Origin of the sequence: Colwellia sp. PAMC 21821 (assembly GCF_002077175.1) — a bacterium.
Taxonomy (GTDB): Bacteria; Pseudomonadota; Gammaproteobacteria; order Enterobacterales; family Alteromonadaceae; genus Cognaticolwellia.
The window spans coordinates 2,292,163-2,316,380 of the sequence record NZ_CP014943.1 but is presented as its reverse complement, the minus strand read 5'-3'; the positions used below and the strand labels follow the sequence as shown (position 1 = coordinate 2,316,380).

Sequence of the window (24,218 nt, the reverse complement as noted above, 5' to 3'; positions counted from 1 at the left end):
GGATAGAGAAATAAGATACGACTATTTTCGTATACAATACCAAATTGATTAATTCTCATTGAGTGAAAAATAAATAATCCGCTTGGTATAATAATTCTAGATAAATTTGCCTTAAGGAATCTCAATGTTACGAGATAAATCAAATATTAAGCCTACAGAGGCGGAACTAACCTTGCTTAATATTCTTTGGAGAATGGGACCTGCAACGGTTCGACAAATCCATGAAACAGTTAGCCAAACGCAAACAACAGGCTATACTACTGTACTTAAAATACTACAAATAATGCATGAAAAAACCCTCGTTATTCGCGATGAAAGCAACCGAGCACATGTTTATGCCCCCGCAAATAGTGAAATGGTTACGCAATCGTCTTTATTAAAAGACTTAGTCTTAAAAGCCTTTGGCGGTTCAACATCTAAATTAGTCATGCGTGCGTTAGATAACTCCACCAGTAAAGAAGAAATTGAAGATATTAGACAGTTACTCAATGAATTAGAACAACAATCATAAATAACTAATACTCAAAAGGTAACTTAAATAGGCATGTTTCAGGAAAGCTTAATACACAGTCCATTATTAGCTGCGTTAGCCATTACTCTTATCCATTTTATATGGCAAGGAGTTCTAATTGCAGTGGTATTAAAAGCTTTACTGTCGCTCATATCCTATCAAAAATCCCAATTACGCTACGCTTTAAGCTCAATAGCGATGCTCGCTAACCTTATTTTACCTATCATCACTTTTTTTATTGTTTACGATATTGATTATCGTCAAGCGACTAATTTTGTGCATGCTTTGCCCTTACTTGACCAAAATTTTTATCTGGAACAAATATCCGCGAACGTTTGGTATATGGAATGGCTAGAATATTTACCTGCACTGGCAATGGTGTGGCTTGCAATTGTTATTGTGCTAGCACTTAAATTAATAATTGAACTGTATAATGTTAATAAATTACCCCTTCAGGGCTGCACGGCTGTCGATATTACCCTGCAAAAGCGGTTCGATGTCCTGATCGCTAAAGTCGGCTTAACGAGAAACGTCGCCCTACTGCTTTCAAGCAAAACCGATGTGCCAATGGCAATAGGTTGGCTAAAGCCCGTAGTACTTATTCCATTTAGCATGTTGTCGGGCTTAACCCCACAACAATTAGATATGTTGTTATTGCACGAGTTAGCGCACATTCGACGTCACGATTATTTGGTCAACTTCTTTCAAACTCTTGTGGAAATATTATTGTTTTTTCATCCCGCGGTGAGTTGGGTTTCAAAACAAATGCGAAACGAGAGAGAGTATTGTAGCGATGATATTGCCGTGCAACACTGCGGTAGTTCACTTGCCTATGCACATACGTTGGCAGATACTGCATCGTTATGTGAAAAGCATCGCCACCACACGATACCAAACATGGCTATGGCCGCTTCGGGTGGTGACTTAAAACAACGGGTTGTTCGTTTACTAGGTAAGCAACAACATTGCACAAAAACAACCGATTCAGGTAAGTGGCTTGCTTCATTCACCATCTTATTGACCATTGTATTTTTATTTTCAAAATACTCATTAAATTTACCCATTATTGATTTACAGTCAGGTAGCATTTCATTACATAACTCTGCAGCAACGCTGACTAAAAGCCCCATATCGCATCTTCCCCTAACTTTTCAACAAACGACTGGCAATTCACTTGCTAAGCGTTTATTAGCGATTGATAAGTCAGCACCTAGCGAACCGGCGGCGCTTAATAAAGTATCGGCCTCATTAAAAATGCAAAAAGTAACACCTAGCATCGCGGGAAAAGCTCCGATAACGTCGCTAAATGTAAAGAGTAATCCACTAAATAGCGATTATTATAACGACTTACCTATTGTTCACATGAATGCAGTTGATACAAACAATACGGCTCAATACCATCCAGCATTAACAAAGATGACACCGGTTAATCCGCAAGCCCAAATAGCAAAAACGAAATCTAATTCTGAATTAGCATTTGAACGCACTGACTCGAAGCTGACTTCAACAAAAGAAAACTCATATTCCCAGCAAATTAGCACGCTATTAAATGAGCCTGTGATCCCCAGAGAAAACGCAATAACGGCCTTAAACAGAACACAATATGGCTTTAGTTACCAAGAGCAAGCTGACAATCACGCCCAATTAAGAAATACACGTTTTAGTCAAGGTAAGCTCAGCAATAATAGCGTTGAACATAAAGCTTTGCAGACCAAAACTGTAGCAGCGCAATTAGTAGACTCAACTGAACCTAAGTATCCTACGTCAGCAAAAAGAAAAGGTATCGAATTAGAGATAATGGTGGAGTTTAATATAGACAGTAAAGGTCGGGTGAAAGACATACAGTTTGAAACTAAAAATAAAGTCAGCTACTTTCGAAATAACATTCGCCAAGCGATGGAAAAGTGGCGCTTTCTACCCGCCAAAGAAAATGGCCGAGCGGTAGAAAGCAAAATGTCTAAAATATTCTCGTTTAGTCTTTTAAATTAAATCTTAACGATGTTTACCCATAGTTAAATATTTCTGCTGTTGCTCTGGTGTTAAGACTTGCATAATTGCATGGCGAATCTTCGCCTTGTCCATCGCCATTTTTTGAAAAGTCGGTTGAAATTCTGCATAGATAGCTTCAAACTTATTCTCATCAAATTTACTGACTTGTAACAAAGATTTTACTTGCTCATTAAAGCCAGTAAGATCCGGCTTTTGCGCTATCCTGTCTTCTTTTATTCCAGCAAAAATCACCTTTAATTCGCTGCGTTGTTCTGACGTTAGATCGAGCTTTTTAGCTAAACGATGCAAATGCTTTTTCATCATTGCATGTTGTTTGTTATGACCTTCGCCCTGCTGTTGACTCTTCTCAGGATTATGGTTGTCATTTTTGTGGCCCATAGCATTAACACTAAGGCTACTGATACCAAGCACAAGCACACTCATAGCTGCGTATGGTTTTATTTTTGAATACAGTTTTTGTATTTGCATAATTAGTTCCTCAATTAATTCAACACCAGTATAATTTGTGCAACGAAAAGAAACGCAAACCAACGTAAATGTTTTGTAAAGAAAGCAATCGGCCTTTAAGTTATACGTTATTATAATACTCATCGGACAAATGAATTAATTCGTTAGACATATAAGATTAGCGGGAATAACAATGAACAAGCATAAACTTTTATTAATTGATGATGACAAAGAACTTGCTGAATTACTCACGGATTACCTCGCTACAGAAGGCTTTGAATTAGTCAGCTGCCATGACGGTATTTCAGGGCTAGAAAAAGCCTTTGATAATAAAATTTCGTTAATTTTATTAGATGTTATGATGCCAGGATTAACCGGTTTTGAAGTATTAAAAGCCTTAGGTGGTAATCATAAAACCCCTATTTTAATGCTTTCCGCTAAAGGTGATAATGCCTCACGAATATTAGGCCTAGAACTTGGCGCTGATGACTATTTGCCTAAGCCCTTTCAACACCGCGAATTACTCGCGCGTATTAACGCCATTCTTCGACGAATAGACATAGTAAAAAACAGTAAAGAGCAAACGTCAGCATTGTTCGTTAACGGCGTAAAACTCAACCATGCGACCCGACAAGTGAGTTGTCACGACCAATTTATTGAGCTTACAGGTACTGAATACCAAATCATTGAACATTTAATGGAAAAACCAGGTGAAATTGTCAGTAAAAATGAAATTTCAGAGCAAGTTTTAAAACGTAAGTTAAGTGCTTTCGACCGCAGTATAGATATGCATGTCAGTAATATTCGACGTAAATTACTGCCTTTTAGCCCGAGCGACAAACTTAAAACTATTCGTGGCGCTGGCTATATCTTCTTAGCTGGAGAGTTAAATTAATGTTTAAATTGCCCAGCAAATTTTCTTCAATAGGCGCTAAGCTATTTATCTATTTTTGGTTAATTGTTATTTTAACCATTGGCATCACAAGATTAGTCTCTGAACAGTTTAGAACTAAAAGCTTTATTATCCCGACTCATCATTCTGATATCGATAGAATGGAAAGAGTTAAACAACAATTGACACTCACCCCAGCCGCCACAACCGAAAAAGTGCTGTCAGTTTTGTCGAAAAAACAAGGCCGTGAATTACTTTTAAAAAACGCCCGCACAAATGAAGTGCTTTCTTCTGACAGATGGCAAATCGCGAGTTTAGAAGAATTTTTAACCGAGAATAACCTCGATAGTATAACCACTATAAAATTTGAGTTTTATCGTATGACAGGGCCAATAGCGATTGATATTGCTGGTACTCCCTATCAATTATATCTAGCAAGTCGAGACCGAAAGCCTCGCTTTGGTAGCATAATACAACGCATGCCAACATGGCTGCGCATAGCTATTCCGATCATTATCAGCTCCTTTTTGCTGTGGCTACTTACTCGCTCATTAACCAAACCATTAATTGCTATGCAAAAAGCGGCGGCACGTTTTGGTGATGGTGAGTTTAGTACTCGCATCCCCTTAATTGCGCAACGTAATGATGAAATTGGCGCTTGCGCGGTAAGTTTCAACTTAATGGCTGAAAAGCTAGAGCAAAATATTGGCTCGCATCAACGGCTAATGGCCGATGTTTCTCATGAATTACGCTCACCAATGACTAGATTACAAATAGCACTAGGGCTTGCTCAACAGGATAATATAACAGAGGCTTTGTTACATAAACATTTACAACGATGTGAACTTGAGATCACTAGACTCGATGATATGATCTCAAATGTATTATCCTTATCAAGGTTGGAGAATACCATTAGCCAAATGGAGCTAATGTCAGTAGATCTTAATCAGCTATTAAGCCTTTGCATTGAAGATGCGCAATATATCGCGAATGAAAAGTCGATTAGCGTATGCTTTGAATCACAAGGGCCAGCGTTACTGCAAGCAGATCCAAACTTATTGTCTAGCGCCATTAATAATATTTTGATCAATGCGATAAACTATAGCCATAACAATCATCAAGTAAGTGTTAATTTAAGCAAAAAAAGTGCGAATTACATTATTGAAATCATAGATACAGGCACTGGTGTGCCCGCTGACGACTTACCTAAGTTGTTTGAACCCTTTTATCGCGTTGCTCAAGCGCGTGATCGGGCTACAGGCGGCACGGGTTTAGGCATGGCGATAGCCAAACAAGCCATTGTGGCGCACAACGGCAATATTAGCGCGCAAAATAATAACCAAAATGGTCTAACGGTTATCATTGAATTACCGCTAGAGATAAGCAAAAATAGTGAATTATAAGCAATTTTATCCACTAGTTTTATTTTGGCTATTTTTAGGAATTCCAGCAATGGCTAATAACATTAGCGCAGAAAGTAAGCGAGCACTTACAACAGAAAAAGCAATCGCTATTGCAACCTTCTGGCAATCAGTTCAGCAAGCGTCATTCACAACCGACGACAACAAAAGTATTGCTTATGCGACTAATTTTAAACGACCTGAACAGCCTTACATTGTTATTGTACCTGGCCGTTCAGAGAGTTACCTGAAATACCAAGAGCTAGCATTTGACCTCGACAACCAGGGCTATGATAGTGTCATCATAGATCATCGTGGACAAGGACTTTCAGCGCGTTTAACACCTAACCGCTTACAAGGTTATATCGAAAAGTTTGATCAATACGCTGAAGATTTACATCAATTGCTTAACCTTGTGTTACCTGAGCTGCATCCGCAACAAAACAAAAACGCTTACATGCTCGCACACTCAATGGGCGGAGCAATTGCTTTAAGGTATTTACAACTTTATCCAAATAATATTAAAGCACTTACTTTAAGCTCACCAATGATAGCAATATCACGTGGTGGTACGCCTAATTGGCTAGCGAAATCATTAATTAAAACTGGCTCAACAATAAACCGTTTGCTGTCTGACACGCCATGGTATTTTTTCGGTCAAAACGATATCAATAAAAGTACATTTACTGAAAATCGTTTAATGCATTCAGAGCCACGTTTTAAGCGTTTTCAAGCCTTGTATCACGAACAGCCAGAGCTAAAACTTGGCGGTGTAACATTTAACTGGTTAGAGCAAGCTATTATAAATTCAGACAATTTACTCATTGATATTGATAAGTTGTCGCTACCGATACAAATGTTACAAGCCGGTAGCGAACACATTGTAGATAATGATGCGCAAGCCATTTTTTGCCAACGGCTTTATAAAAGCAATTATAAATCTTGCCCAGAAGGTAAACCCGTTATTATAGCTGGCGCCTACCACGAGCTTTTTTTTGAACTAGATAAATACCGTGATAGCGCGATAGATCAAACCATCGCGTGGTTTAAGCAACATCAATAAGTCATGCTGAAATTTCACTTAGGCTTAGTTATTTATACTCGTTTTATTTCATCTGTCGCCTGATGATTGGCCGCTGACAAAGGGTCGTGGTGAATAAAAACTTCACAAGGGGCTAGCGCCTCAATAATTTCAACTTCAATAGCCTCACCAATGGTATGAGCTTCTAATAAAGATAACTCACCATCTAATTCTAAATGAAATTGTATAAAACGATCTGGCCCTGCTTGTCGCGTTCTTAACTCATGTAGCCCATGAGTACCCTCATGTGCTAAAACAATTTTCTTTATAATGCTAAGCTCTTCAGCGGTAAGCTCATGATCCATTAATTGATGGACGCTCGTCCAAATTATTTTACCGGCACCAAGCAACAAAAATATGGCGACTGCAACGGTGAAAAACCCGTCAGCCTGTAACCAATAACCTTGGCTTAGAAACAGTGCGGCAAGTACACCTAAATTCAGAATTAAATCAGATTGGTAATGTAAAGCATCAGCGCTAATGGCGACAGACTTGGTTTGGTTTATGACATATTTTTGCAATATCACCAACATTAACGTCATCACAATGGCGATAATTGACACGACAATACCGACTTCCGTGCGAACAACTTCTTGAGGGTTAATAATGCGATCAACACCATTAAACACCAGTAACAATGCCGAGCCGAGAACAAACGCGGCTTGTACTAGTCCTGCTAGACTTTCCGCTTTACCATGGCCAAATTTATGTTCTTTATCGGCAGGGGCCAAAGCGAAACGTAAAATAACTACATTCATAATTGAAGCAAATAAATCTAAAATCGAGTCGGTGGCCGAAGCCAGCATCGCGCTAGCGTCAGTGACAAAATAAGCATAGAGCTTCAACACCACTAGTATCATGGCGGTTGTTGTAGCGGCAAAAGCTGCCAACTTAACCAAGTATGCATATTGGTTGGAATCTATCTTGTTTTCCGGCACTGAGTCCTCCTTGTTGATAAATATTACTTAAGATTGTAAAAGCAAAGCTTAAGCATTCGCCTCAAGGCCTGTATAATACCATTTAATTATACAATTTATTAAGCACTTGCTATGTTAGATGTCGTTTTATTTCAACCTCAAATCCCACCCAACACTGGCAATATTATCCGCCTATGTGCTAATACTGGCTTTAGATTACATCTAATTGAGCCACTCGGCTTTGACCTAGAAGATAAAAAATTGCGCCGAGCGGGTTTAGATTACCATGAGTTTGCCGCCCTAAAACGTCATGCAAATTATCAAAGCTTTGTAGAGTCTGAAAAACCTAAGCGTGTGTTAGCAGTCACCACAAAATCAACCGGCTATTACGGTGATATCAGCTTTCAGGCCGGAGATTATTTGTTATTTGGCTCTGAAACAGGCGGTTTACCAGAAGATGTTAGACAGCAGATCCCAGATCAAGACAAAATCAGGATCCCGATGTTAAAAGATAGCCGTAGTATGAATTTATCCAACGCGACAGCTGTAATTGTTTATGAAGCATGGCGCCAATTAGGTTTTGAAAATTCGGTGTAGTATAGAGAAAGATTTAAATAATTGTAGGTCGGCATTTATGCCGTCAAATCTATATTTAATTAAACAAAAAAATTACATATAAATTAGCGAAATCAATCTGATGGGCTAAAGCCCAACCTACAATTTATGGCATAAATTAATCGAAGAATAAGCCAGAAACAGGTTGAGATTACCTGTTGTAGGTCGGCATTTATGCTGTCAAATCTATATTTAATTAAACAAAAAAATCACATATAAATTACAAATAAAATAACGAAATCAATCTGATGGGCTAAAGCCCAACCTACAATTTATGGCATAAATTAATCGAAGAATAAGCCAGAAACAGGTTGAGATTATCTGTTGTAGGTCGGCATTTATGCCGTCAAATCTATATTTAATTAAACAAAAATCACATATAAATTAGCGAAATAAATCTGATGGGCTAAAGCCTAACCTACAATTTATGGCATAAATTAATCGAAGAATAAGCCAGAAATAGGTTGAGATTATCTGTTGTAGGTCGGCATTTATGCCGTCAAATTAGCGTTTATTAGCAATTATTCGAATTTACGATCTCGTGATAATAAATCTGCAGCAGCTAATCTGGCATCTTTACCGCAATAAAGCACTTGATAAACCTGCTCTACTATAGGCATTTCTACGCCCATTCGCTGGGCCAGCATATAGACTTCTTTGGTATTGCGATAACCTTCTACCACTTGACCAATATCTGCTATTGCTTCTTCAACGCCTGCGCCCGCACCTAAAGCTAAACCAAAACGACGGTTGCGTGACTGGTTATCGGTACAAGTTAGCACTAAATCACCTAATCCTGCCATGCCCATAAATGTTGAAGGTTCTGCGTTTAACGCACAGCCTAAACGGGTCATTTCGGCTAAGCCACGGGTAATTAAAGCAGTGCGTGCATTAGCACCAAAACCAATGCCATCAGCCATTCCAGCGCCAATCGCAATAACATTTTTAACCGCGCCGCCTAGTTGCACACCAATGAAGTCTTTATTGCTGTAAACACGAAAAGTGCGTTCACAGTGTAATAAGTTTGATATGTCATCAACGAAGGCATCGTCTGTTGACGATAAAGATATCGCTGTTGGTAATCCTGCTGCCATTTCTTTTGCGAAGGTAGGTCCAGAAAGTACAGCTAACGATATATCGTCACCTAAAATTTCTCGCGCTACGTCTTGCAGTAAACGCCCTGTATCGTGCTCTAAACCTTTAGTTGCCCAAACTAAACGGGCATCTTTTCTCAAAAAAGGCTTTATTTGCGTTAACATTTCACCAAAAACATGGCTAGGTACCACTAATAAAATATTTTTACTGGCGCCGACTACGCTTGCTAAATCATTACTAATCACTAATGCTTCAGGAAACTTGCTACCCGGTAAATATTTTTCATTAGCACGCGTACTCGCCATTTCAGCCACGTGAATTTCATCACGTGCCCAAAGCAGTGTTTTATGGCCATTACGCGCTAAGCATATTGCTAACGCGGTACCATAAGATCCAGCGCCAATAACTGAAATGTCAGCAAGAACAGGGCTCATAAACTAGTGAGTTTCTGTGCTTGCAGATGCTTGTTCTGCATTCGCTTGTGCTGCACGTTGTTGTACATAATTTGCGAATAATGCTTCAAAGTTTACCGGAGCTAAGTTAATTTGTGGGAATGACCCACGGCTAACTAAGTTGGCAACGGCTTCACGAGCATATGGGAATAATGTTGTTGGGCAAAATGCGCCAATGGTATGCGCTAACTGCGCTTCAGGAAGATTACCAATGGTGAAAATACCGGCTTGTTGTACTTCAGCTAGAAAAGCAGTTTGCTCTTCAACCGTAGCAGTAACCGTTAATGATAACGTCACTTCATAAGTATCATCAGCCAGTTTAGTTGATTTAGTATCAATATCTAACTGTACTTCTGGTTTCCAATCTTTTTGAAAAATTGCCGGTGAATTTGGTGTTTCAAATGAGATATCTTTTGTGTAAACGCGTTGAATAGCAAATTGTGGTGCTTGTTGCTCAGTAGTCGCTTCTGCGCCGTTTTGAATTTCGTCAGCCATGTTGTTCTTCCTTTATATTTACGCCATTATTTATTGGCATTTTATTCTAAGATATTTTCACTTTTACTCTGAGGCTAAAAGTGAAGCTAATTTGCCTTGCGCATGTAATGCAAATAAATCGTCACAACCACCAATATGGGCATTGTTAATAAATATTTGGGGCACGGTTGAAGCGCCCTGACTGCGTTTGATCATTTTGTCACGCAGCGGTGCATCACCGTCAATTTTTATTTCATTGTAAGCAACGTTCATATCTGCAAATAAGGCTTTCGCTCTCATGCAATAAAAACAAGTCGCTTTAGTATATATATCAACTGCCATTATGATAATCCGTTGTTTAATTGTTTACTACTTAGTTACTGGTAAACCCGCACTTAACCAAGCACTCATTCCACCTTTAAGTATACTGACTTGAGTGAAACCCGCTTTTGCTAGTTGATTAGCTACTTTGCTTGCACTAAGTCCAGCACTACATACTATAATAATGGGCTTATCTTTATGTTTTTCAAGACTAGTGAAGTCATTTTTAGTGACTTTTTCATTACCAAGATGCACAGCATCAACAATGTGACCGGCTTTAAAGTCTTTTTCGCTACGGCTATCAACCACAACGCCAGACTCTCTATTAATTAAAAAAGTCATTTGCTGTGTACTTAATTGCTTAATAGGCGACATTTGAATTTTAATGGTAATGACAATAATCATTAAAACAATAACTAACCAAGCTCCACTAAGTAAAGGCTGGCTCATTGCGAAAGTAATAAGTTGATCCATAAGTTTTATATTCTAATTAACTAAAAATTTTCCACAGTATACAGGCTAATAAACTAAACCCAAACTGAACTTTTCATAGAAAAACACAATTTTGAAATAACTTGGCGCTTAACGCTATATTTTGATCTTAAAACTGAAACATTTTGTCTAAACAGACAGAAGATATTCACTTCGTGTCTTGATATACTGCAGCTGAAAATTATTTTCATTTATCTTTAACTCGTATTAATTTATCTATCTTTGCTCGTATAAAGGAAGCCGTGATGCCAAACAAGAAGTCTACCGTTCTTATTATTCTAGATGGTTGGGGATATAGAGAAAACACAGAATCAAATGCTATTTTTCATGCCAATACCCCAGTATTAGATAACTTAATGGCGAATAAGCCCAATATGCTGATTGAAACCTCTGGCATGGCGGTTGGTTTACCTGACGGACAAATGGGTAACTCTGAAGTTGGTCATGTCAACTTGGGTGCTGGTCGTATTGTGTATCAAGACTTCACTCGTATTACCAAAGCGATTAAAGATAAAGAGTTTCAAAGTAACCCTACGCTAGCTAACGCAGTAGAAAATGCCGTAAGCAACAATAAAGCGATACACGTTTTTGGTCTATTATCTCCCGGTGGCGTTCATAGCCACGAAGACCATATTTTTGCCATGTTAGAAATGGCGGCTGAAAAAGGTGCTACGGCGATTTATTTACACGCCTTTTTAGATGGTCGCGATACGCCACCGCGCAGCGCTGAAGCTTCACTGATAAAAGCCCAAGAAAAATTTGCTCAGCTAGGATGTGGACAAGTCGCCTCAGTTATTGGCCGTTATTATGCTATGGACCGAGACCAACGTTGGGATCGCGTCGAATCAGCTTATAATTTAATGGTTTCAGGTCAGGCCGAATACCAATACAACAAAGCAACTGACGCTTTGCACGCAGCTTACGAACGTGATGAAAATGACGAGTTCGTTAAAGCTTCAGCAATTACCAACGCAAAAGGTGATGTAATTCAGGTAGAAGATGGCGATGCCATGATATTTATGAATTTTAGAGCCGATCGCGCTCGTCAATTTACCCGCTGTTTTACGGACCCAGAATTTTCAGGTTTTAAGCGTCAAGCACAACCTAAACTCGGTGGTTTTGTCATGCTAACCGAATATGCGGCTGATATTGATGCACCCTGTGCATTTCCAAAGGTCGAACTTCACAACGTATTAGGCGAATGGCTTGCGAAACATGACAAAACTCAACTGCGAATTTCAGAGACCGAGAAATATGCGCACGTAACCTTTTTCTTCAGCGGTGGTAAAGAAGATACCTTTAAAGGTGAAGAACGCATATTAGTCCCTTCTCCACAAGTCGCCACTTATGATTTACAGCCAGAAATGAATTCCACCCTATTAACCGACAAGTTAGTAGCAGCCATAGAAAGCGGCGATCACGACTTTATTGTTTGTAATTATCCAAATGGTGATATGGTGGGTCATACCGGTGATTTCGATGCTGCCGTAAAAGCTTGTGAAGCTGTCGACGCTTGTATTGGTAGAATAGTTACCGCCATAGACAAAACGGGCAGTGAGTGTTTAATTACCGCTGACCACGGCAACGCAGAACAAATGATGGACAACGTTTCAGGACAAGCCCATACCGCGCATACTTGTGAACCGGTTCCGTTAATTTATGTTGGTAGAAACGCAACAATGGCAAAAACTGGCGCGCTTAGTGATATAGCCCCAACGGTTTTATCATTAATGAATATGGCACAACCCGAAGAAATGACAGGAAGTAACTTATTAAAGTTAACTTAACAATAACGTGTTTGTATACGTGAATATCTACAACCCAATATTGAAACGTAGCCGGTATAACACTGGCTATGTTTTTTTTATTGGGCTAATTCTGATGTGCTTATCGCTTAATACTTTTGCGCAAGCAGACACCAATAACAATGCAAAAACAAATCAGCAACTTTCTGATATTCAACAAGCTATTAATCAACAAAAACAAAATCTTTCAAGCACTAATGTTGAAATTAGTGACCTAGAGCAACAGTTGAAAACTGATGACTTGGCGATAGGAAAAATTGCCAAAAATTTAGCCAATACCACCAGTGAGTTGGTAACCACACGTAAGAAACTAGACCAGCTAAGTACAGAAAAAAAGCAACTCGAACTCGCTAAAAAACAACAAGAACAAATATTAGCTAAGCAACTGCGAGCGGCTTATTCGACTGGTCATCACGATTATATAAAACTCATACTTAATCAAGAAAAACCCAGTAGCGTGCAGCGTACTATTACCCATTATCAATACCTTAATACAGCGCGTATTAAAGAAATTGAAGCATTTAAAAGTACAATTACGCAATTAAATGACGTAACTCAACAATACCAGCAACAAGCCGAGCAATTAAGCCAATTAACGCAAACCCAAAGCCAGCAAAAACAAATTCTCGAGCTGTCGAAAGCAAAACAAAAACAAACATTACAAGCGCTAAATAAAAAAGCCCTGACCGAACAACAAAAACTAGCCAAGTTAGAACGTGAAGAATCGGCATTAGTAAGCTTATTGAAAAAAATGGCCGCTGATGCAGAGAAAGCAAAAAAGGCTAAAGAGGCAAAAAATTTAGTCGGATTAAGTAAATTAAAACATAAGCTCAGTTGGCCTGTTAAAGGAAGGATCAATCATAGTTTTGGCTCAAGCAAGCAAGGCTATTTAAAATGGAAAGGGGTATTTCTTTCAGCTCCCATTGGCCGAGAAGTTAAAACTATTCACAATGGCACTATTTTATTCTCCGATTGGCTAAAAGGTTACGGGCTAGTCACCGTTGTTGATCATGGTGATGGTTACATGAGTTTATATGGTCATAATCAAGCCTTACTCAAATCTGTTGGCGATCGTGTTGAAGCAGGTGAACCAATAGCCTTAGTTGGACAAAGTGGCGGCCAAACCAATTCAGGCCTTTACTTTGAAATTAGACACACAGGCATAGCTGTTAACCCAAAACTCTGGTGTAAGTAATCTTGTTTATAAATTCAATTACATTATGTAGTGAACAGGTCGATTTTGAACATCTGAACTGCTATTCTACCTAACGACTTCTTATAAGAACAATTTACCGTGCTTCGATTACTGCCTAAATTCCTGCTGACATTAAGCTTACTCTTCCCGACTTTACTTTATGCTCAAACAGCACAAGTAGCGATTATTATAGATGATATTGGTTATCGAAAAAGCGATGCACAAGCGCTATATTTACCTGGCAATATCAGCTATGCCATTCTTCCCCATACCCCTTATGGCAAAAAACTCGCGTTAAAAGCACAAGCGAAAAACAAAGATGTTATTTTGCATATTCCCATGGAAGCCAAAAATGGTAAAAAATTAGGGCCTGGCGCATTAACCAGCACAATGAACGAAAATGGTATTCGCGAAAGCTTAACCAACGCTTTTAATGAAATTCCTTTCGCCTTGGGTATTAACAACCATATGGGTAGCAAACTAACCGAGTTATATCAACCCATGGCTTGGACCATGCAGTTTCTGCGTGAACGAAACTTAGTGTTTATTGACAGTGTAACAACCAGCGCCAGCAAAGCGGAACAAGTTGCGATAAGTTTTGGTGTGCCAAGCTTACATCGTCATATTTTTCTCGATAATAAATTAGAGCATAACTATATTCGTCGACAATTCAAACAGTTAATTCGAGATGCTAAACGTTATCAAACCGTGGTGGCTATTGCTCACCCACATCCTGAAACCATCAGTGCATTACGTCAATTTTTACCATTACTTAAGAAAAATAATATCGAGCTAGTACCCATATCCAAATTACTTAGCCATAAAGCAGCCATGCTTAACCAGCAACTAAACGCTGAAGATTAAGCTAATTTTTGTATTTTAAAAGTGTAAAATTTTTTGACACTGCAAAGCTAACTAACGCTTTATATTATGTTTTTTAAGTAGCGCATGTAGATATTTAACAGGTATGGCATAAGTAATACCGCTTGGCTTACTGATCACTGTTTCTTTACTTTCCTGCACAAAAACTTTATTAATAATACCGACAACTTCACCCGATTTAACATCATACATCGCACTACCGCTATTCCCCGGATATGCGGTGGCATCTAATTGATACACTAAATAGGGGTCTCTTAACCGTTTAAGCATGGCAATACTTATTTGTCTTGAGTCATCAACCGGAATAATAGTTGGTGTTACGGCAGCAATAATACCTCGATGTGTAACAGGATAAAGCCCAAGTACCGCGCCAATAGGGAAGCCAGTAAATGCAATACTACTGCCTTCACGAAGAAAATTACTTTGTGCTAAAGTTAATGCTGGTAAAGGCTGACCTTCAATTTTTAGAATAGCTAAATCGTGCTCTTCGTCAGTCGCAATCAACTTAGCCAACCTAACTTTAGCTGCAGGCCCTTTACCGGTAAAAACAGCTAGCTTTTGTAATAAATCATCATCTAACTCTTTATCAATAACATGATTATTAGTAACTATATAAGTGCCATCACCAATAACAAAACCAGTACCAAAAAGTTGGTTTTTCTGTCGACCTGTTGGGGTATATATACCAATACCAACGACAGACGGCTTGACCATGCTAACGGTATCAACCAAGTTAGCAAAGGCTACTGAGCTATATATCAGCACAAAAAACATCATTATTTGTAATAAACGCTTCATAACTTAACTCTTTTAAAAAAGTACACTTTAACTGAACTTAGCACATTGTTTACTAGCGATTTCTATATTTTTGCCCATAATTAAATAATAATAAAAAAAGGAGATCGATCAGTGGTAGATATAGTGCCTATTTTAGCCGGCGGAGGGACACGCTTACCCGCTCATATTGGCGTACTGCAAGCATTAGAAGATTTACATATCGACTTTTCTCACATTGTTGGCGTTTCGGGAGGCAGTATTATCGCCAGCTTTTACGCCGCTGGGCTTTCGATAACAGAAATGAAAAAGATAGCGCTAACCACTGACTATAATCAATTTAAAGGTTTCTCAATAATAAGCTTAATACGTAATGGTGGCTTAAGTTCTGGTGATGTTTTTGAACAATGGGTCGATAAACATCTTGATGGTAAAACTTTTAATGACCTTAATTGCAATCTACATATTGTAGCGACTGATGTAAAAACAGGGCGTCCTGTTATTTTTGATCGTAAAAGAACTCCAGGCATGAAGGTGTCGCTGGCTGTACGTTTTTCTATGTCGATACCGCTTGTATTTAGTTTTAAAAAATTTGGCAATCATTTGATGGTCGATGGCAGTATTTTATCAGAAGATGCCCTGCACCGAGATTGGGCCATGGATGGCACACCCGTACTGTGTTTTCGCCTGCGTGGTGAACATGAATATGATGAGCTAAAAACTGATGGAATGTTTCCTATTATAAATTATGTAACGCTACTAATTCGTACTTTCATGACGACGATATCTCGTGAGTATATCAATAACGAATTTTGGCATAACACTATAATTATTAATGCGGGCTTATCTTCCGCTGTAGACTTTGGTATGAGTGAAGAGAAGAAACTAGCATTATTTGATGTCGGCTATCACACTGCTATGGAAATTGTGCCTATGAAAACTGGACATGGTAGCTAAACAGTTATTAAAAATACTTAACAAATTTATTTCATAATCTATGCATAAAATGCTAAATTAATTATACAGCTATAAATAAATAATTATAAATGGTTAATGTGTTTAACCTAATAAAATGCTAATAAAATGAGAAAATAATGAATTGGAGCAAGAAGTTACTAAACGCCCCGGTAATTGGGGGATCACAAAACGTATTGCATCAATTAAAGTTAATAATGATGCAATGAAGATTGCAGAACATTTTACCCAATTTTTACAACCAGAATTTGCAGGAAACGACGAGTTACGTGACGAGGTTTTCCGCATTCGTCATAATGTTTATTGCGAAGAATTAGCCTTTGAAAAAGTTAAAGCTGAAGGCAAAGAACAAGATGAGTTTGACGCCCAATCCATTTTTTCAATGATCAAACACAAGCCTTCTAATACTTATACCAGCTGTGTACGAGTAGTTAAATCAGCAAACGAAACTGAACTACTGCCCATAGAAAAGTACTGTATGGAGGCTATCCAAAATACAGAATTACACCCAAGTAACTTTCCACGCGAAGAAATAGCTGAAATATCTCGCCTCGCGGTTAAAGCTGATTTTAGACGACGTAAAACAGATAAATTCAAAGGCTCTGCCGTGGGTGCGATTAACGTACCAACCTACTCAGAAACTGAACTTCGTTGCTTTCCATTTATCGCCATTGGGCTTTATATGGCGGCAGCTACAATGAGCACCGACACTGGAGTTAAACATGTTTATGTTATGATGGAACCAAGGCTAGCACGTAGTATGAGGTTTGTAGGTATTAACTTTGTACAACTGGGTGAAGCTATTGATTACCATGGCTTACGGGCAGCATACTATATTAATCCATCTATTTTTATGGAAAATTTATCCCCTGGATTTAAATGCCTTTATAAAATAATTCAAAAAGAAATTAGTAGTCAACTCAAATAATACAATCTTATATTAGCTTTATAACAGTAAGACTATTTTTAGTGTTATCTACAAAATTGATTTTCTAATAAATAAGGATCCTCATGTTTAATTATGAAGAAGCATTCTCTCGAAATATTGGCTGGGTTACTCAAGAAGAACAGCAAAAGCTTAGAAACACTAAAGTTGCTATCGGTGGTTTAGGTGGTGTGGGGGGTGATCACACCATAGTATTAGCACGCTTAGGTATTGGAAATTTTCATATATCTGATCTTGATGAATATGATGTTGCCAACTTTAACCGCCAAGCTGGTGCTAACATGTCAACTTTGGGACAAGCTAAAGCCGCTGTTATGGAAGAGACAATAAGAGGTATTAATCCTGAAGCTACCATTAAAAACTTCAACGCTGGTATCAATGAAGAAAATCTTGATGAATTTTTAGAAGGTGTTGATATCTACGTAGATAGTCTTGATATTTTTGTTTTAGAAATTAGACGAAAAGTATTTCGCCGTTGTTACGAAATGGGTATTCCAGCAATTACAGCTGCCCCAATGGGCATGGGAACCGCGTTTTTAGTCTTTATACCTGGCAAAATGTCTTTTGATGAATATTTTGCCATTGTTGATGCAGCAGCAAATGCCAGTGAAGAAGAAAAAGCACAAATATTCAATGACAATATTATCCGCTTTGTTATCGGTGTTTCCCCTTCAGTTCAGCAACGCCATTATTTAGTTGATAGAGCATCTGTTAACTTTCTTAAGAAGAAGGTGCCATCAACCTGCATGGGTATATCTCTTGCAGCAGGAACATTGTGCACCAATGTATTAAAAATATTGCTAAAACGTGGTGACGTTATTCACGCACCCCATGGTATGCATTTTGACGCCTACCGAAACAACTTAATTAAAACTTGGCGCCCTTGGGGTAATAGAAACTGGTTACAACGTTTTATGTTTTGGCGCGTTAAAGAATTATTAAAAGACAGTAATTAACTTTTGATAACCTTAATTTATACATAAAAAATCGCATTAGCGGTTTTTTTGTATAAAATCTAGGGTATGTCGCTGAAATTACCCTACCCTCTGCAAAACCCTATAATCCTCATTGAATATTAATACCAATTGAAATAAATAATCGACCATTTTAAGGCGGTTTAAATCATCAATAACTGCGTTGTTTTCAATCACACACGTCCGCTATTACTCGACAATTGCTCCTGCATTGTTCTACTTACGGGCATCCATGCCCTAATCAATCAAACGCCTTGCCTGCAGGGATAATGGTATGGACCCACTCCAACTTTATTTCCGGCCTCTTTAGGGCCAAAATGAAAGTGATAACAATCATTTATAAAAGCGGAGTGGATCAACATGAAGATTACTACAATCGGTTTAGACATTGCAAAATCAATTTTTCACATGTTCGCTGTGAATAAAAATGGGCGATTTGTAAAAAAGAAACAATTAAGAAGAAAACAAGTGTTGAGTTTCATGGCAACATTAGAGCCTTGCCTAATTGTAATGGAAGCTTGTGGCAGTGCGAACTACTGGGCTAGAAAATTTATTGAATTGGGGCACCAAGTAAAACTTATTGCGCCTCAATATGTAAAACCCTTCGTTAAAGGCAATAAAAATGATTATAACGATGCCGAAGGTATTGCAGAGGCAGCGCAACGCCCGACCATGAGGTTTGTGCCAATTAAATCGATAGAACAACAAGATATTCAAAACTTCCATCGACAACGTGAACGCATAAAGAAAGAACGTAAAGCATTAGCAAGTCAGATACGAGGCTTGTTAGGAGAATATGGCATTGTCATCAATAAAGGTATTTCTGCAATTCGCAATGAACTGCCGGATATTTTAGAGGATGCGACAAATGAGTTAACGTATTTAAGTCGGGAGATATTTAATGAGTTATGGCTTGAATTTCAAGTCACAGAAGTGAAGTTTAAAGCGTGTGAAGTTCGCTTAAACACGATGAATAAAGAAAATGAAATATGTGTTCGCTTAGATGAAATATTAGGTATTGGAGCAATCACAGCTAGCGCTACTTATGCAGCTGCAGGAGATGGAAAAGACTTTGTAAATGGTCGACATTTTTCGGCATGGCTTGGGCTTGTTCCTGGGCAGCATTCAACGGGTGGAAAGGCCACCTTACTCGGTATAAGTAAACGCGGTAATAGTTATTTAAGAACACTATACATCCACGGGGCCCGGGCAGTATTAAGGCACAGTGAAAACAAAACTGACCGATTTAGTTTGTGGGCACAAGCGTTAAAATCCCGACGAGGACACAACAAAGCATGCGTTGCTGTGGCGAATAAAATAGCAAGAATGGCTTGGGTAATAATGGCGAAGGGGGAAAGTTATCGCCCGGCTATATAAATAAAGCTCAAAACTGAAGCAAGTTAGATTGGTTTCAGTGATGAGATAACAGTAAAACCCTTTTACTTCAGTTGCAAAAGATAAATTAATCGGATGGTAAGATAGTCAGACTGGCTTGCACAAAACCTGGTACCTGCATTGGCTAATAAAAAAGCCGGAGGGATGATGAGGAGTGTGAGCGCAAACAACCATCGGGGCCAGAAGGTAAAAATCCTTCATAAACAGGCCGGATATATGAGAGCAATGATTTTCTCTTACATAACGATTAAATGTCTTGCAAACGGAGTGGGTCCATATATGCAGGTACTTATGTTTAGTCTGGAACAATAAACATGTATTCTTGAACAATTTATCCTCGCTTAAAATTGGTCAATAACTTATTACATTTGGTATTACTTACTGAGAAAGCAGATGTGTAAATTCAATCGGTTGGCTATTCATTACCAAATAAATAATACATCAATACGACATAATATTAATATTCTAAAGATAAAAAAAAACCGCCATATGGCGGTTTTAATTAAAGTATAACTTTTATAGTTTTAGCTTATTTAGCTTTACGACGTGATGCGCCAGCCATACCTAATAAACCTAAACCTAAAATAGCAATGGTAGTAGGCTCTGGAACTTGCATACTAAAACGACCAGTATGGTTTGCTGCAAGAACAGCTTGTCCATTGTTATCAAATTTAATATCAAGTGGAGTAGAAGCGAAACCAGCAAAACCAGCAGTTACCGTTTGGTTACTTCCCCAACGAACATCACCTAAGGCAGCCCAATCAGCTAAAGTCTTAGTTTTGCCTGTATTAGTAATTGAAAAATCACTACCTGCATTATTAGCAAAGTTACCAACAGTACCGTTAAATACTTGTTTTACTTGTCCAGCAGCAGTTACAGGACCGCCAGAACTAATGTTCAAGTCAAATAAGTTATGAAAGCCAGCTGATAAGCCTGTGTTAGCCGGTACAAGAGACACAAGACCAAACTGCAAAGTACCTGAATTATAAACGAAATCAGAACCGTTAAAAGTACCCATTAAATCATTAAAGAAAAATGTAAATGCGTAGTCGTTACCGTAACCTGGCATAGTTGGAAATGGATTAGGTGAAAAGCTACCTATGTTATTCATATCCAAACCGCCTAACCCTTGAGTCTCTAAGCCACTAGCAAATGAGTTAAAACCATTTGGACCAAATCCGCCAAAAGACTGGATTGTATCACCAGCGCTTAATACACCGTCGCCATTATCTGTTACTAAAGATTGAGAGTTGTACGCAATAACAAACTCACTAATAGGGAACTGAACGCCAGCTGAAGTGCTTGCACCCCAAGTAGCATCCCAAGTAAGTTGATCAGCAACTGCAGTTCCTGACAAACTAGCTAGTACGGCAACTGATGTTAATAATTTTTTCATTTTATATCTCCATTTAAATTAAAAGCTTCTGTAACTTAGTTATCTAGTTTGAGTAACTAAAAATTAGCAGTCTATATACTTTAAATATAATGCACCCATCGTGCCAACTTTACAAGCTACTGATAAAAAAGGATTTTATTTTAGTTCGAAACATCACGAACACATTACTGTAAAAAATCCTGACACTTAAATAGCTTTTTCATTACTTAACTGACTTTATTCAGTCCAAATTAATTGTTGCTAACCTTTTTAATGAATCACTGTTTAGCATATTTTTATCAATCTTTATTAAAAGCTTATCTACTAAACTATAATTCTTATCTGCAAATAATGCCTGAATATAATGTACAAGATAGTTATGATTAGTTAAATCTGTTTCATAAGCTTTTTGGAGGTATTTAATAGCTTCTGAAATATTTCCCTTTTCAAACAATATCAGACCATGTGTATTGTTAACGGCAGGTACCTTTTCCGCTTTCGCAAGTGCTCTTTTTGAATAGCTCAGTGCTTCTTCAAGCTTATTCTGTAACATCAGTACATAAGCAATGTTATTTAACATTACATAATGCCCATTAGTTTTGTTTGCTAAATGTTCGTATATTGCTAAAGCCTTTTCCGGCTCTTTTAAAGAATATAGTTCAGCTTGTTGCAGCATTAGTTCAACAGTTAACTCATTGTTTTCTTCAAAAGCAAGAATTAGCGCCAACGCCTCATCACTCATATTCAATTTCTGCATCGCGTAAACTAGATCCAAAAGAATGGGGGCTGAAGGTACTTGTTCGTAAGACTGTTTCAAGTAACGAATTGCTTGAGAAAAGTCTGCTTTCGATATAGAAAACTTCCCCATAATTACATTATATTTTGGAGAAGTACTAGACATATCAGGCAAGTCCGTTAGTAATTGCCTTGCTTTTTCTACATTATTATTTTGCAGATACAAGAAGGCTAAGTTTAAAACTTCATCCTCCCCTCCTAGTGCCTCTTTCACTATGAGCTCTTGTGCTTGAATAGTTTCAAAGTTATTTTTTCTAGCATTAAGTATAGCAACTTTAAGTTTTCTTGCCTGCAACGCCTGTGGAAAAGTAAAAATCATTCGATCCAATTTTTCTAACGCCAATTCTCCCTTACCAAGTAACGCCAGCACTTTGGCTTGGACTATGTTCAATGAAAAGTCGTCAGGGTGTCTCTGTAATGATTTAGATAACACTGATTTTGCTTGATCATGTTTATCATCACGCATGTAAAATCCAGCAAGAATTATACTTACTTCAGGAGAGTACATTTTATTTTCTGCTAAATCTGTAAGTTGCTTATCTATTAGTACATTATGTTTGTCGTTTTGCCCAATGCGATAAATAGCATTTATGGCTGGCGCATTTGTACCATCAACCATAAGTGCTTTTTTATATAACTCAACAGCTGCCTCGGTATTACTATTACTTTCTGCAATATTACCTAAATTAAATAATGCGAGTACATTTTCTTGATCTTTACTTAACACATCATTAAATGCTTGCTCTGCTGACTTAAGGTCACCTTGCATTTTAAAGGTAACGCCTTCTAAAGTTTTAGATAAAACAAAGTTACTTGCTGCTGCAGAACGGGCAACTTCTAACGCCTTGTCAAAATTACTTTTCTTTAAATGATCCATAACGAGTAGAGAAATAGCTTGTGAAAACTCAGGATCATTCTTTATCGCCTGTTCAAAAAAACGGATTGACTCTGGATCGTTTTCGGCCATTTTAAGCAGACCTCTTTGGTAGGCCAACTGGCTATTTAAAGGGTCAAGCTCTTGTGCTTTCTCCAATAAATGGCCAGCCTTTTCAATTTCACCCTGTTTAAATAACTGACTTGAAGTTACAGACAATAGCTCAACATCTAGGTCATCACTAGGCGCATTATTTATGTCTTCATAGGACTCATCAACGTAGCCTATCTCTATACTTATTGCACTCAGTAATCTTCGTGCTGGATGCAACATGGATAATCTATTTTTTATTTTCTTTAAGTGGCTATAAGCTATTTCTAATTGACCTAGTTTATAAGAACTGTAACCTGCAACAATGCTAGCACTGATAAGATCATCTTGGCTTTTTAGTGCAATTTCTGCAAATTTTTTGGCGAGTATGTATTCAGCTTCAATTAACCGGCTTTGCGCCTTAACTTGATTTACTAAAGGATTAATAGGGCTTATTTCCAAAAGGTAATCAGCTTGCTCTTCTGCTGCTTCGAATTTTGAAGCTTTAGCTAATGACATCATATAACGCAAGCGTATTTGATTAGCTTGCGGATGAATATTTAGATATGAATTAAAGGATTGAGCAGATTCATCAGCTCTTCCTACCGTGAAAAGAAAATAACCTTGATATTCTAGGGCTTCTGGAAAGTTAGGGTTGTCTAATAATAAATTTTCAACAACCTCGAGTGCTTGCTCAGCCTTATCTTCCGACCAAAGCTGTAAAGCCTTACCTAGTTGAATATGTTTAGAATCAATACCTGTTGCTAATAAATCAATTAAGACTTTTTTACTACGAGCGATATCGTTTTCTTTCAAGTACGCCATTGCCAAAAAAGATTTTACTTCTGTTTTGGTTTTAGCACTTAATCGTTCGCTGTTGGCAAGTAAGTCTTCAATAGCTGCTGAATCTTCTAAGTTATACTGAACCTTAGCTAGCAGAGAAATTAGATCACCTTCTACATAGCCATTTTCATTCGCACGTGATAATTCTTTTTCTGCACTTTCCCATAAACCTTGTTGTGCATAAACGGAGCCAAGCATAAACCGCGCCTCTGCATTATTTCCTTCTGATTTTAAAACATTCTTTAAGCTGATAATAGCTGTACTGTCTTTTCCATCATTAAAGGCAACCTTAGCTTCTCTTAAATATTCCGCTGGCGTTTTACTATCACTACACCCAAGCAACACTGTTGATAATAACAAAGCTGAAATAGCGAGTTTTGGTTTACTGCTGATATACATATAAATTCCTTAAATTTTTTGATTGTGCAAACGTCCAGATTTTCGCTCATAATTACTAAATAAACATATATTTATTAACTTATTCTGCAGTCATAAGTTTGCATTTAAGCTTAGCCGGTCAAGTAAATAATAAATCTACCGACCTGCAGTTAATATTGAGTTTACAAACTTACTTCCTGATCATAAATA

22 protein-coding genes are annotated in these 24,218 nt (G+C 37.9%); 13 read left to right on the top strand and 9 right to left on the bottom strand.

Annotation, left to right across the window (positions count from 1 at the left end):
• Positions 1 to 124: 124 nt before the first annotated feature.
• Positions 125 to 511 carry a BlaI/MecI/CopY family transcriptional regulator gene (locus A3Q33_RS09915; RefSeq protein ID WP_081179790.1) on the top strand — a complete coding sequence of 129 codons (387 nt, stop codon included), beginning with the start codon at positions 125 to 127 and terminating at the stop codon, positions 509 to 511.
• 123 nt (positions 512 to 634) lie between these two features.
• Complete coding sequence (locus A3Q33_RS09910) at positions 635 to 2,500, top strand: M56 family metallopeptidase (RefSeq protein WP_196798081.1); 1,866 nt, start codon at positions 635 to 637, stop codon at positions 2,498 to 2,500.
• Between the two features lie 3 nt (positions 2,501 to 2,503).
• Here A3Q33_RS09910 and A3Q33_RS09905 read toward each other — a convergent pair whose 3' ends face one another.
• Positions 2,504 to 2,989, bottom strand: coding sequence for a Spy/CpxP family protein refolding chaperone (locus tag A3Q33_RS09905; protein WP_196798080.1), 486 nt, complete (start codon positions 2,987 to 2,989; stop codon positions 2,504 to 2,506).
• A gap of 172 nt (positions 2,990 to 3,161) precedes the next feature.
• On the opposite strand from A3Q33_RS09905, the gene A3Q33_RS09900 reads away from it, so the two are divergent.
• The 3 genes from A3Q33_RS09900 to A3Q33_RS09890 are packed head-to-tail and all read left to right on the top strand — an operon-like array spanning position 3,162 to position 6,323.
• Positions 3,162 to 3,863 (top strand): response regulator, encoded by a 702-nt coding sequence (locus tag A3Q33_RS09900; RefSeq protein ID WP_081179787.1) that lies wholly within the window; start codon positions 3,162 to 3,164, stop codon positions 3,861 to 3,863.
• Positions 3,863 to 5,263 carry an ATP-binding protein gene (locus tag A3Q33_RS09895; protein WP_081179786.1) on the top strand — a complete coding sequence of 467 codons (1,401 nt, stop codon included), beginning with the start codon at positions 3,863 to 3,865 and terminating at the stop codon, positions 5,261 to 5,263. The genes A3Q33_RS09900 and A3Q33_RS09895 overlap by 1 nt, the downstream gene beginning before the upstream one ends.
• A gap of 49 nt (positions 5,264 to 5,312) precedes the next feature.
• On the top strand, positions 5,313 to 6,323 hold the full coding sequence (locus tag A3Q33_RS09890; RefSeq protein WP_155866749.1) for an alpha/beta fold hydrolase: 1,011 nt from the start codon (positions 5,313 to 5,315) through the stop codon (positions 6,321 to 6,323).
• A 32-nt stretch (positions 6,324 to 6,355) separates the two neighbouring features.
• On the opposite strand, the gene A3Q33_RS09885 is transcribed toward A3Q33_RS09890, so the two are convergent.
• Positions 6,356 to 7,279, bottom strand: coding sequence for a cation diffusion facilitator family transporter (locus tag A3Q33_RS09885; protein WP_231295825.1), 924 nt, complete (start codon positions 7,277 to 7,279; stop codon positions 6,356 to 6,358).
• Between the two features lie 111 nt (positions 7,280 to 7,390).
• On the opposite strand from A3Q33_RS09885, the gene trmL reads away from it, so the two are divergent.
• On the top strand, positions 7,391 to 7,855 hold the full coding sequence (gene trmL / locus A3Q33_RS09880) for a tRNA (uridine(34)/cytosine(34)/5-carboxymethylaminomethyluridine(34)-2'-O)-methyltransferase TrmL (protein ID WP_081179784.1): 465 nt from the start codon (positions 7,391 to 7,393) through the stop codon (positions 7,853 to 7,855).
• Positions 7,856 to 8,394: 539 nt separating this feature from the next.
• Here the strand turns inward: trmL and gpsA are convergent.
• The 4 genes from gpsA to A3Q33_RS09860 all read right to left on the bottom strand — a co-directional run bounded on the left by gpsA (position 8,395) and on the right by A3Q33_RS09860 (position 10,689).
• On the bottom strand, positions 8,395 to 9,402 hold the full coding sequence (gpsA, locus tag A3Q33_RS09875; RefSeq protein WP_081179783.1) for an NAD(P)H-dependent glycerol-3-phosphate dehydrogenase: 1,008 nt from the start codon (positions 9,400 to 9,402) through the stop codon (positions 8,395 to 8,397).
• A 3-nt stretch (positions 9,403 to 9,405) separates the two neighbouring features.
• A complete protein-coding gene (gene secB / locus A3Q33_RS09870) occupies positions 9,406 to 9,915 on the bottom strand; it encodes a protein-export chaperone SecB (RefSeq protein WP_081179782.1) in 510 nt (169 codons plus the stop codon).
• Between the two features lie 63 nt (positions 9,916 to 9,978).
• Positions 9,979 to 10,239 carry a glutaredoxin 3 gene (gene grxC / locus A3Q33_RS09865; RefSeq protein WP_094122788.1) on the bottom strand — a complete coding sequence of 87 codons (261 nt, stop codon included), beginning with the start codon at positions 10,237 to 10,239 and terminating at the stop codon, positions 9,979 to 9,981.
• 24 nt (positions 10,240 to 10,263) lie between these two features.
• Positions 10,264 to 10,689 (bottom strand): rhodanese-like domain-containing protein, encoded by a 426-nt coding sequence (locus tag A3Q33_RS09860; protein ID WP_081179781.1) that lies wholly within the window; start codon positions 10,687 to 10,689, stop codon positions 10,264 to 10,266.
• A gap of 263 nt (positions 10,690 to 10,952) precedes the next feature.
• Between A3Q33_RS09860 and gpmM the strand changes: the two genes are divergently transcribed.
• From gpmM to A3Q33_RS09845, 3 genes are all read left to right on the top strand, one after another.
• Entirely contained in the window at positions 10,953 to 12,494 is a 1,542-nt protein-coding gene (gpmM, locus tag A3Q33_RS09855; protein WP_081179780.1) for a 2,3-bisphosphoglycerate-independent phosphoglycerate mutase, read from the top strand.
• 94 nt (positions 12,495 to 12,588) lie between these two features.
• Positions 12,589 to 13,707, top strand: coding sequence for a murein hydrolase activator EnvC family protein (locus A3Q33_RS09850; RefSeq protein ID WP_081179779.1), 1,119 nt, complete (start codon positions 12,589 to 12,591; stop codon positions 13,705 to 13,707).
• Positions 13,708 to 13,806: 99 nt separating this feature from the next.
• Positions 13,807 to 14,571 (top strand): divergent polysaccharide deacetylase family protein, encoded by a 765-nt coding sequence (locus tag A3Q33_RS09845; protein WP_155866747.1) that lies wholly within the window; start codon positions 13,807 to 13,809, stop codon positions 14,569 to 14,571.
• A gap of 51 nt (positions 14,572 to 14,622) precedes the next feature.
• On the opposite strand, the gene A3Q33_RS09840 is transcribed toward A3Q33_RS09845, so the two are convergent.
• Complete coding sequence (locus A3Q33_RS09840) at positions 14,623 to 15,387, bottom strand: S1 family peptidase (RefSeq protein WP_081179778.1); 765 nt, start codon at positions 15,385 to 15,387, stop codon at positions 14,623 to 14,625.
• A gap of 111 nt (positions 15,388 to 15,498) precedes the next feature.
• Between A3Q33_RS09840 and A3Q33_RS09835 the strand changes: the two genes are divergently transcribed.
• The 4 genes from A3Q33_RS09835 (at position 15,499) to A3Q33_RS09820 (ending at position 19,635) form a co-directional block, all read left to right on the top strand.
• Complete coding sequence (locus A3Q33_RS09835; RefSeq protein WP_081179777.1) at positions 15,499 to 16,320, top strand: patatin-like phospholipase family protein; 822 nt, start codon at positions 15,499 to 15,501, stop codon at positions 16,318 to 16,320.
• A gap of 142 nt (positions 16,321 to 16,462) precedes the next feature.
• A complete protein-coding gene (locus tag A3Q33_RS09830; RefSeq protein ID WP_231295824.1) occupies positions 16,463 to 17,266 on the top strand; it encodes a PEP-CTERM/exosortase system-associated acyltransferase in 804 nt (267 codons plus the stop codon).
• A gap of 83 nt (positions 17,267 to 17,349) precedes the next feature.
• Positions 17,350 to 18,240, top strand: a complete 891-nt coding sequence (locus tag A3Q33_RS09825; protein WP_081179776.1) for a ThiF family adenylyltransferase — start codon at positions 17,350 to 17,352, stop codon at positions 18,238 to 18,240.
• 378 nt (positions 18,241 to 18,618) lie between these two features.
• A complete protein-coding gene (locus A3Q33_RS09820) occupies positions 18,619 to 19,635 on the top strand; it encodes an IS110 family RNA-guided transposase (RefSeq protein ID WP_081178157.1) in 1,017 nt (338 codons plus the stop codon).
• Positions 19,636 to 20,182: 547 nt separating this feature from the next.
• Here the strand turns inward: A3Q33_RS09820 and A3Q33_RS09810 are convergent.
• Together A3Q33_RS09810 and prsT are read right to left on the bottom strand one after the other, a co-directional pair.
• Positions 20,183 to 21,049 (bottom strand): PEP-CTERM sorting domain-containing protein, encoded by an 867-nt coding sequence (locus A3Q33_RS09810; RefSeq protein WP_081179775.1) that lies wholly within the window; start codon positions 21,047 to 21,049, stop codon positions 20,183 to 20,185.
• Positions 21,050 to 21,269: 220 nt separating this feature from the next.
• Positions 21,270 to 24,029: an XrtA/PEP-CTERM system TPR-repeat protein PrsT gene (prsT, locus tag A3Q33_RS09805; protein ID WP_081179774.1), complete on the bottom strand. Its 2,760-nt coding sequence runs from the start codon at positions 24,027 to 24,029 to the stop codon at positions 21,270 to 21,272.
• Positions 24,030 to 24,218 lie beyond the last annotated feature (189 nt).

Excerpts from the sequence above, each read along its gene's own strand:
- A3Q33_RS09840 (WP_081179778.1), bottom strand. The coding sequence starts at position 15,387 with ATGAAGCGTTTATTACAAATAATGATGTTTTTTGTGCTGATATATAGC.
- gpsA (WP_081179783.1), bottom strand. The coding sequence starts at position 9,402 with ATGAGCCCTGTTCTTGCTGACATTTCAGTTATTGGCGCTGGATCTTAT.
- A3Q33_RS09905 (WP_196798080.1), bottom strand. The coding sequence starts at position 2,989 with ATGCAAATACAAAAACTGTATTCAAAAATAAAACCATACGCAGCTATG.
- A3Q33_RS09850 (WP_081179779.1), top strand. The coding sequence starts at position 12,589 with ATGTGCTTATCGCTTAATACTTTTGCGCAAGCAGACACCAATAACAAT.
- A3Q33_RS09915 (WP_081179790.1), top strand. The coding sequence starts at position 125 with ATGTTACGAGATAAATCAAATATTAAGCCTACAGAGGCGGAACTAACC.
- A3Q33_RS09900 (WP_081179787.1), top strand. The coding sequence starts at position 3,162 with ATGAACAAGCATAAACTTTTATTAATTGATGATGACAAAGAACTTGCT.
- A3Q33_RS09890 (WP_155866749.1), top strand. The coding sequence starts at position 5,313 with ATGGCTAATAACATTAGCGCAGAAAGTAAGCGAGCACTTACAACAGAA.
- prsT (WP_081179774.1), bottom strand. The coding sequence starts at position 24,029 with ATGTATATCAGCAGTAAACCAAAACTCGCTATTTCAGCTTTGTTATTA.
- A3Q33_RS09860 (WP_081179781.1), bottom strand. The coding sequence starts at position 10,689 with ATGGATCAACTTATTACTTTCGCAATGAGCCAGCCTTTACTTAGTGGA.
- A3Q33_RS09810 (WP_081179775.1), bottom strand. The coding sequence starts at position 21,049 with ATGAAAAAATTATTAACATCAGTTGCCGTACTAGCTAGTTTGTCAGGA.
- A3Q33_RS09895 (WP_081179786.1), top strand. The coding sequence starts at position 3,863 with ATGTTTAAATTGCCCAGCAAATTTTCTTCAATAGGCGCTAAGCTATTT.
- gpmM (WP_081179780.1), top strand. The coding sequence starts at position 10,953 with ATGCCAAACAAGAAGTCTACCGTTCTTATTATTCTAGATGGTTGGGGA.
- A3Q33_RS09825 (WP_081179776.1), top strand. The coding sequence starts at position 17,350 with ATGTTTAATTATGAAGAAGCATTCTCTCGAAATATTGGCTGGGTTACT.
- trmL (WP_081179784.1), top strand. The coding sequence starts at position 7,391 with ATGTTAGATGTCGTTTTATTTCAACCTCAAATCCCACCCAACACTGGC.
- A3Q33_RS09820 (WP_081178157.1), top strand. The coding sequence starts at position 18,619 with ATGAAGATTACTACAATCGGTTTAGACATTGCAAAATCAATTTTTCAC.
- secB (WP_081179782.1), bottom strand. The coding sequence starts at position 9,915 with ATGGCTGACGAAATTCAAAACGGCGCAGAAGCGACTACTGAGCAACAA.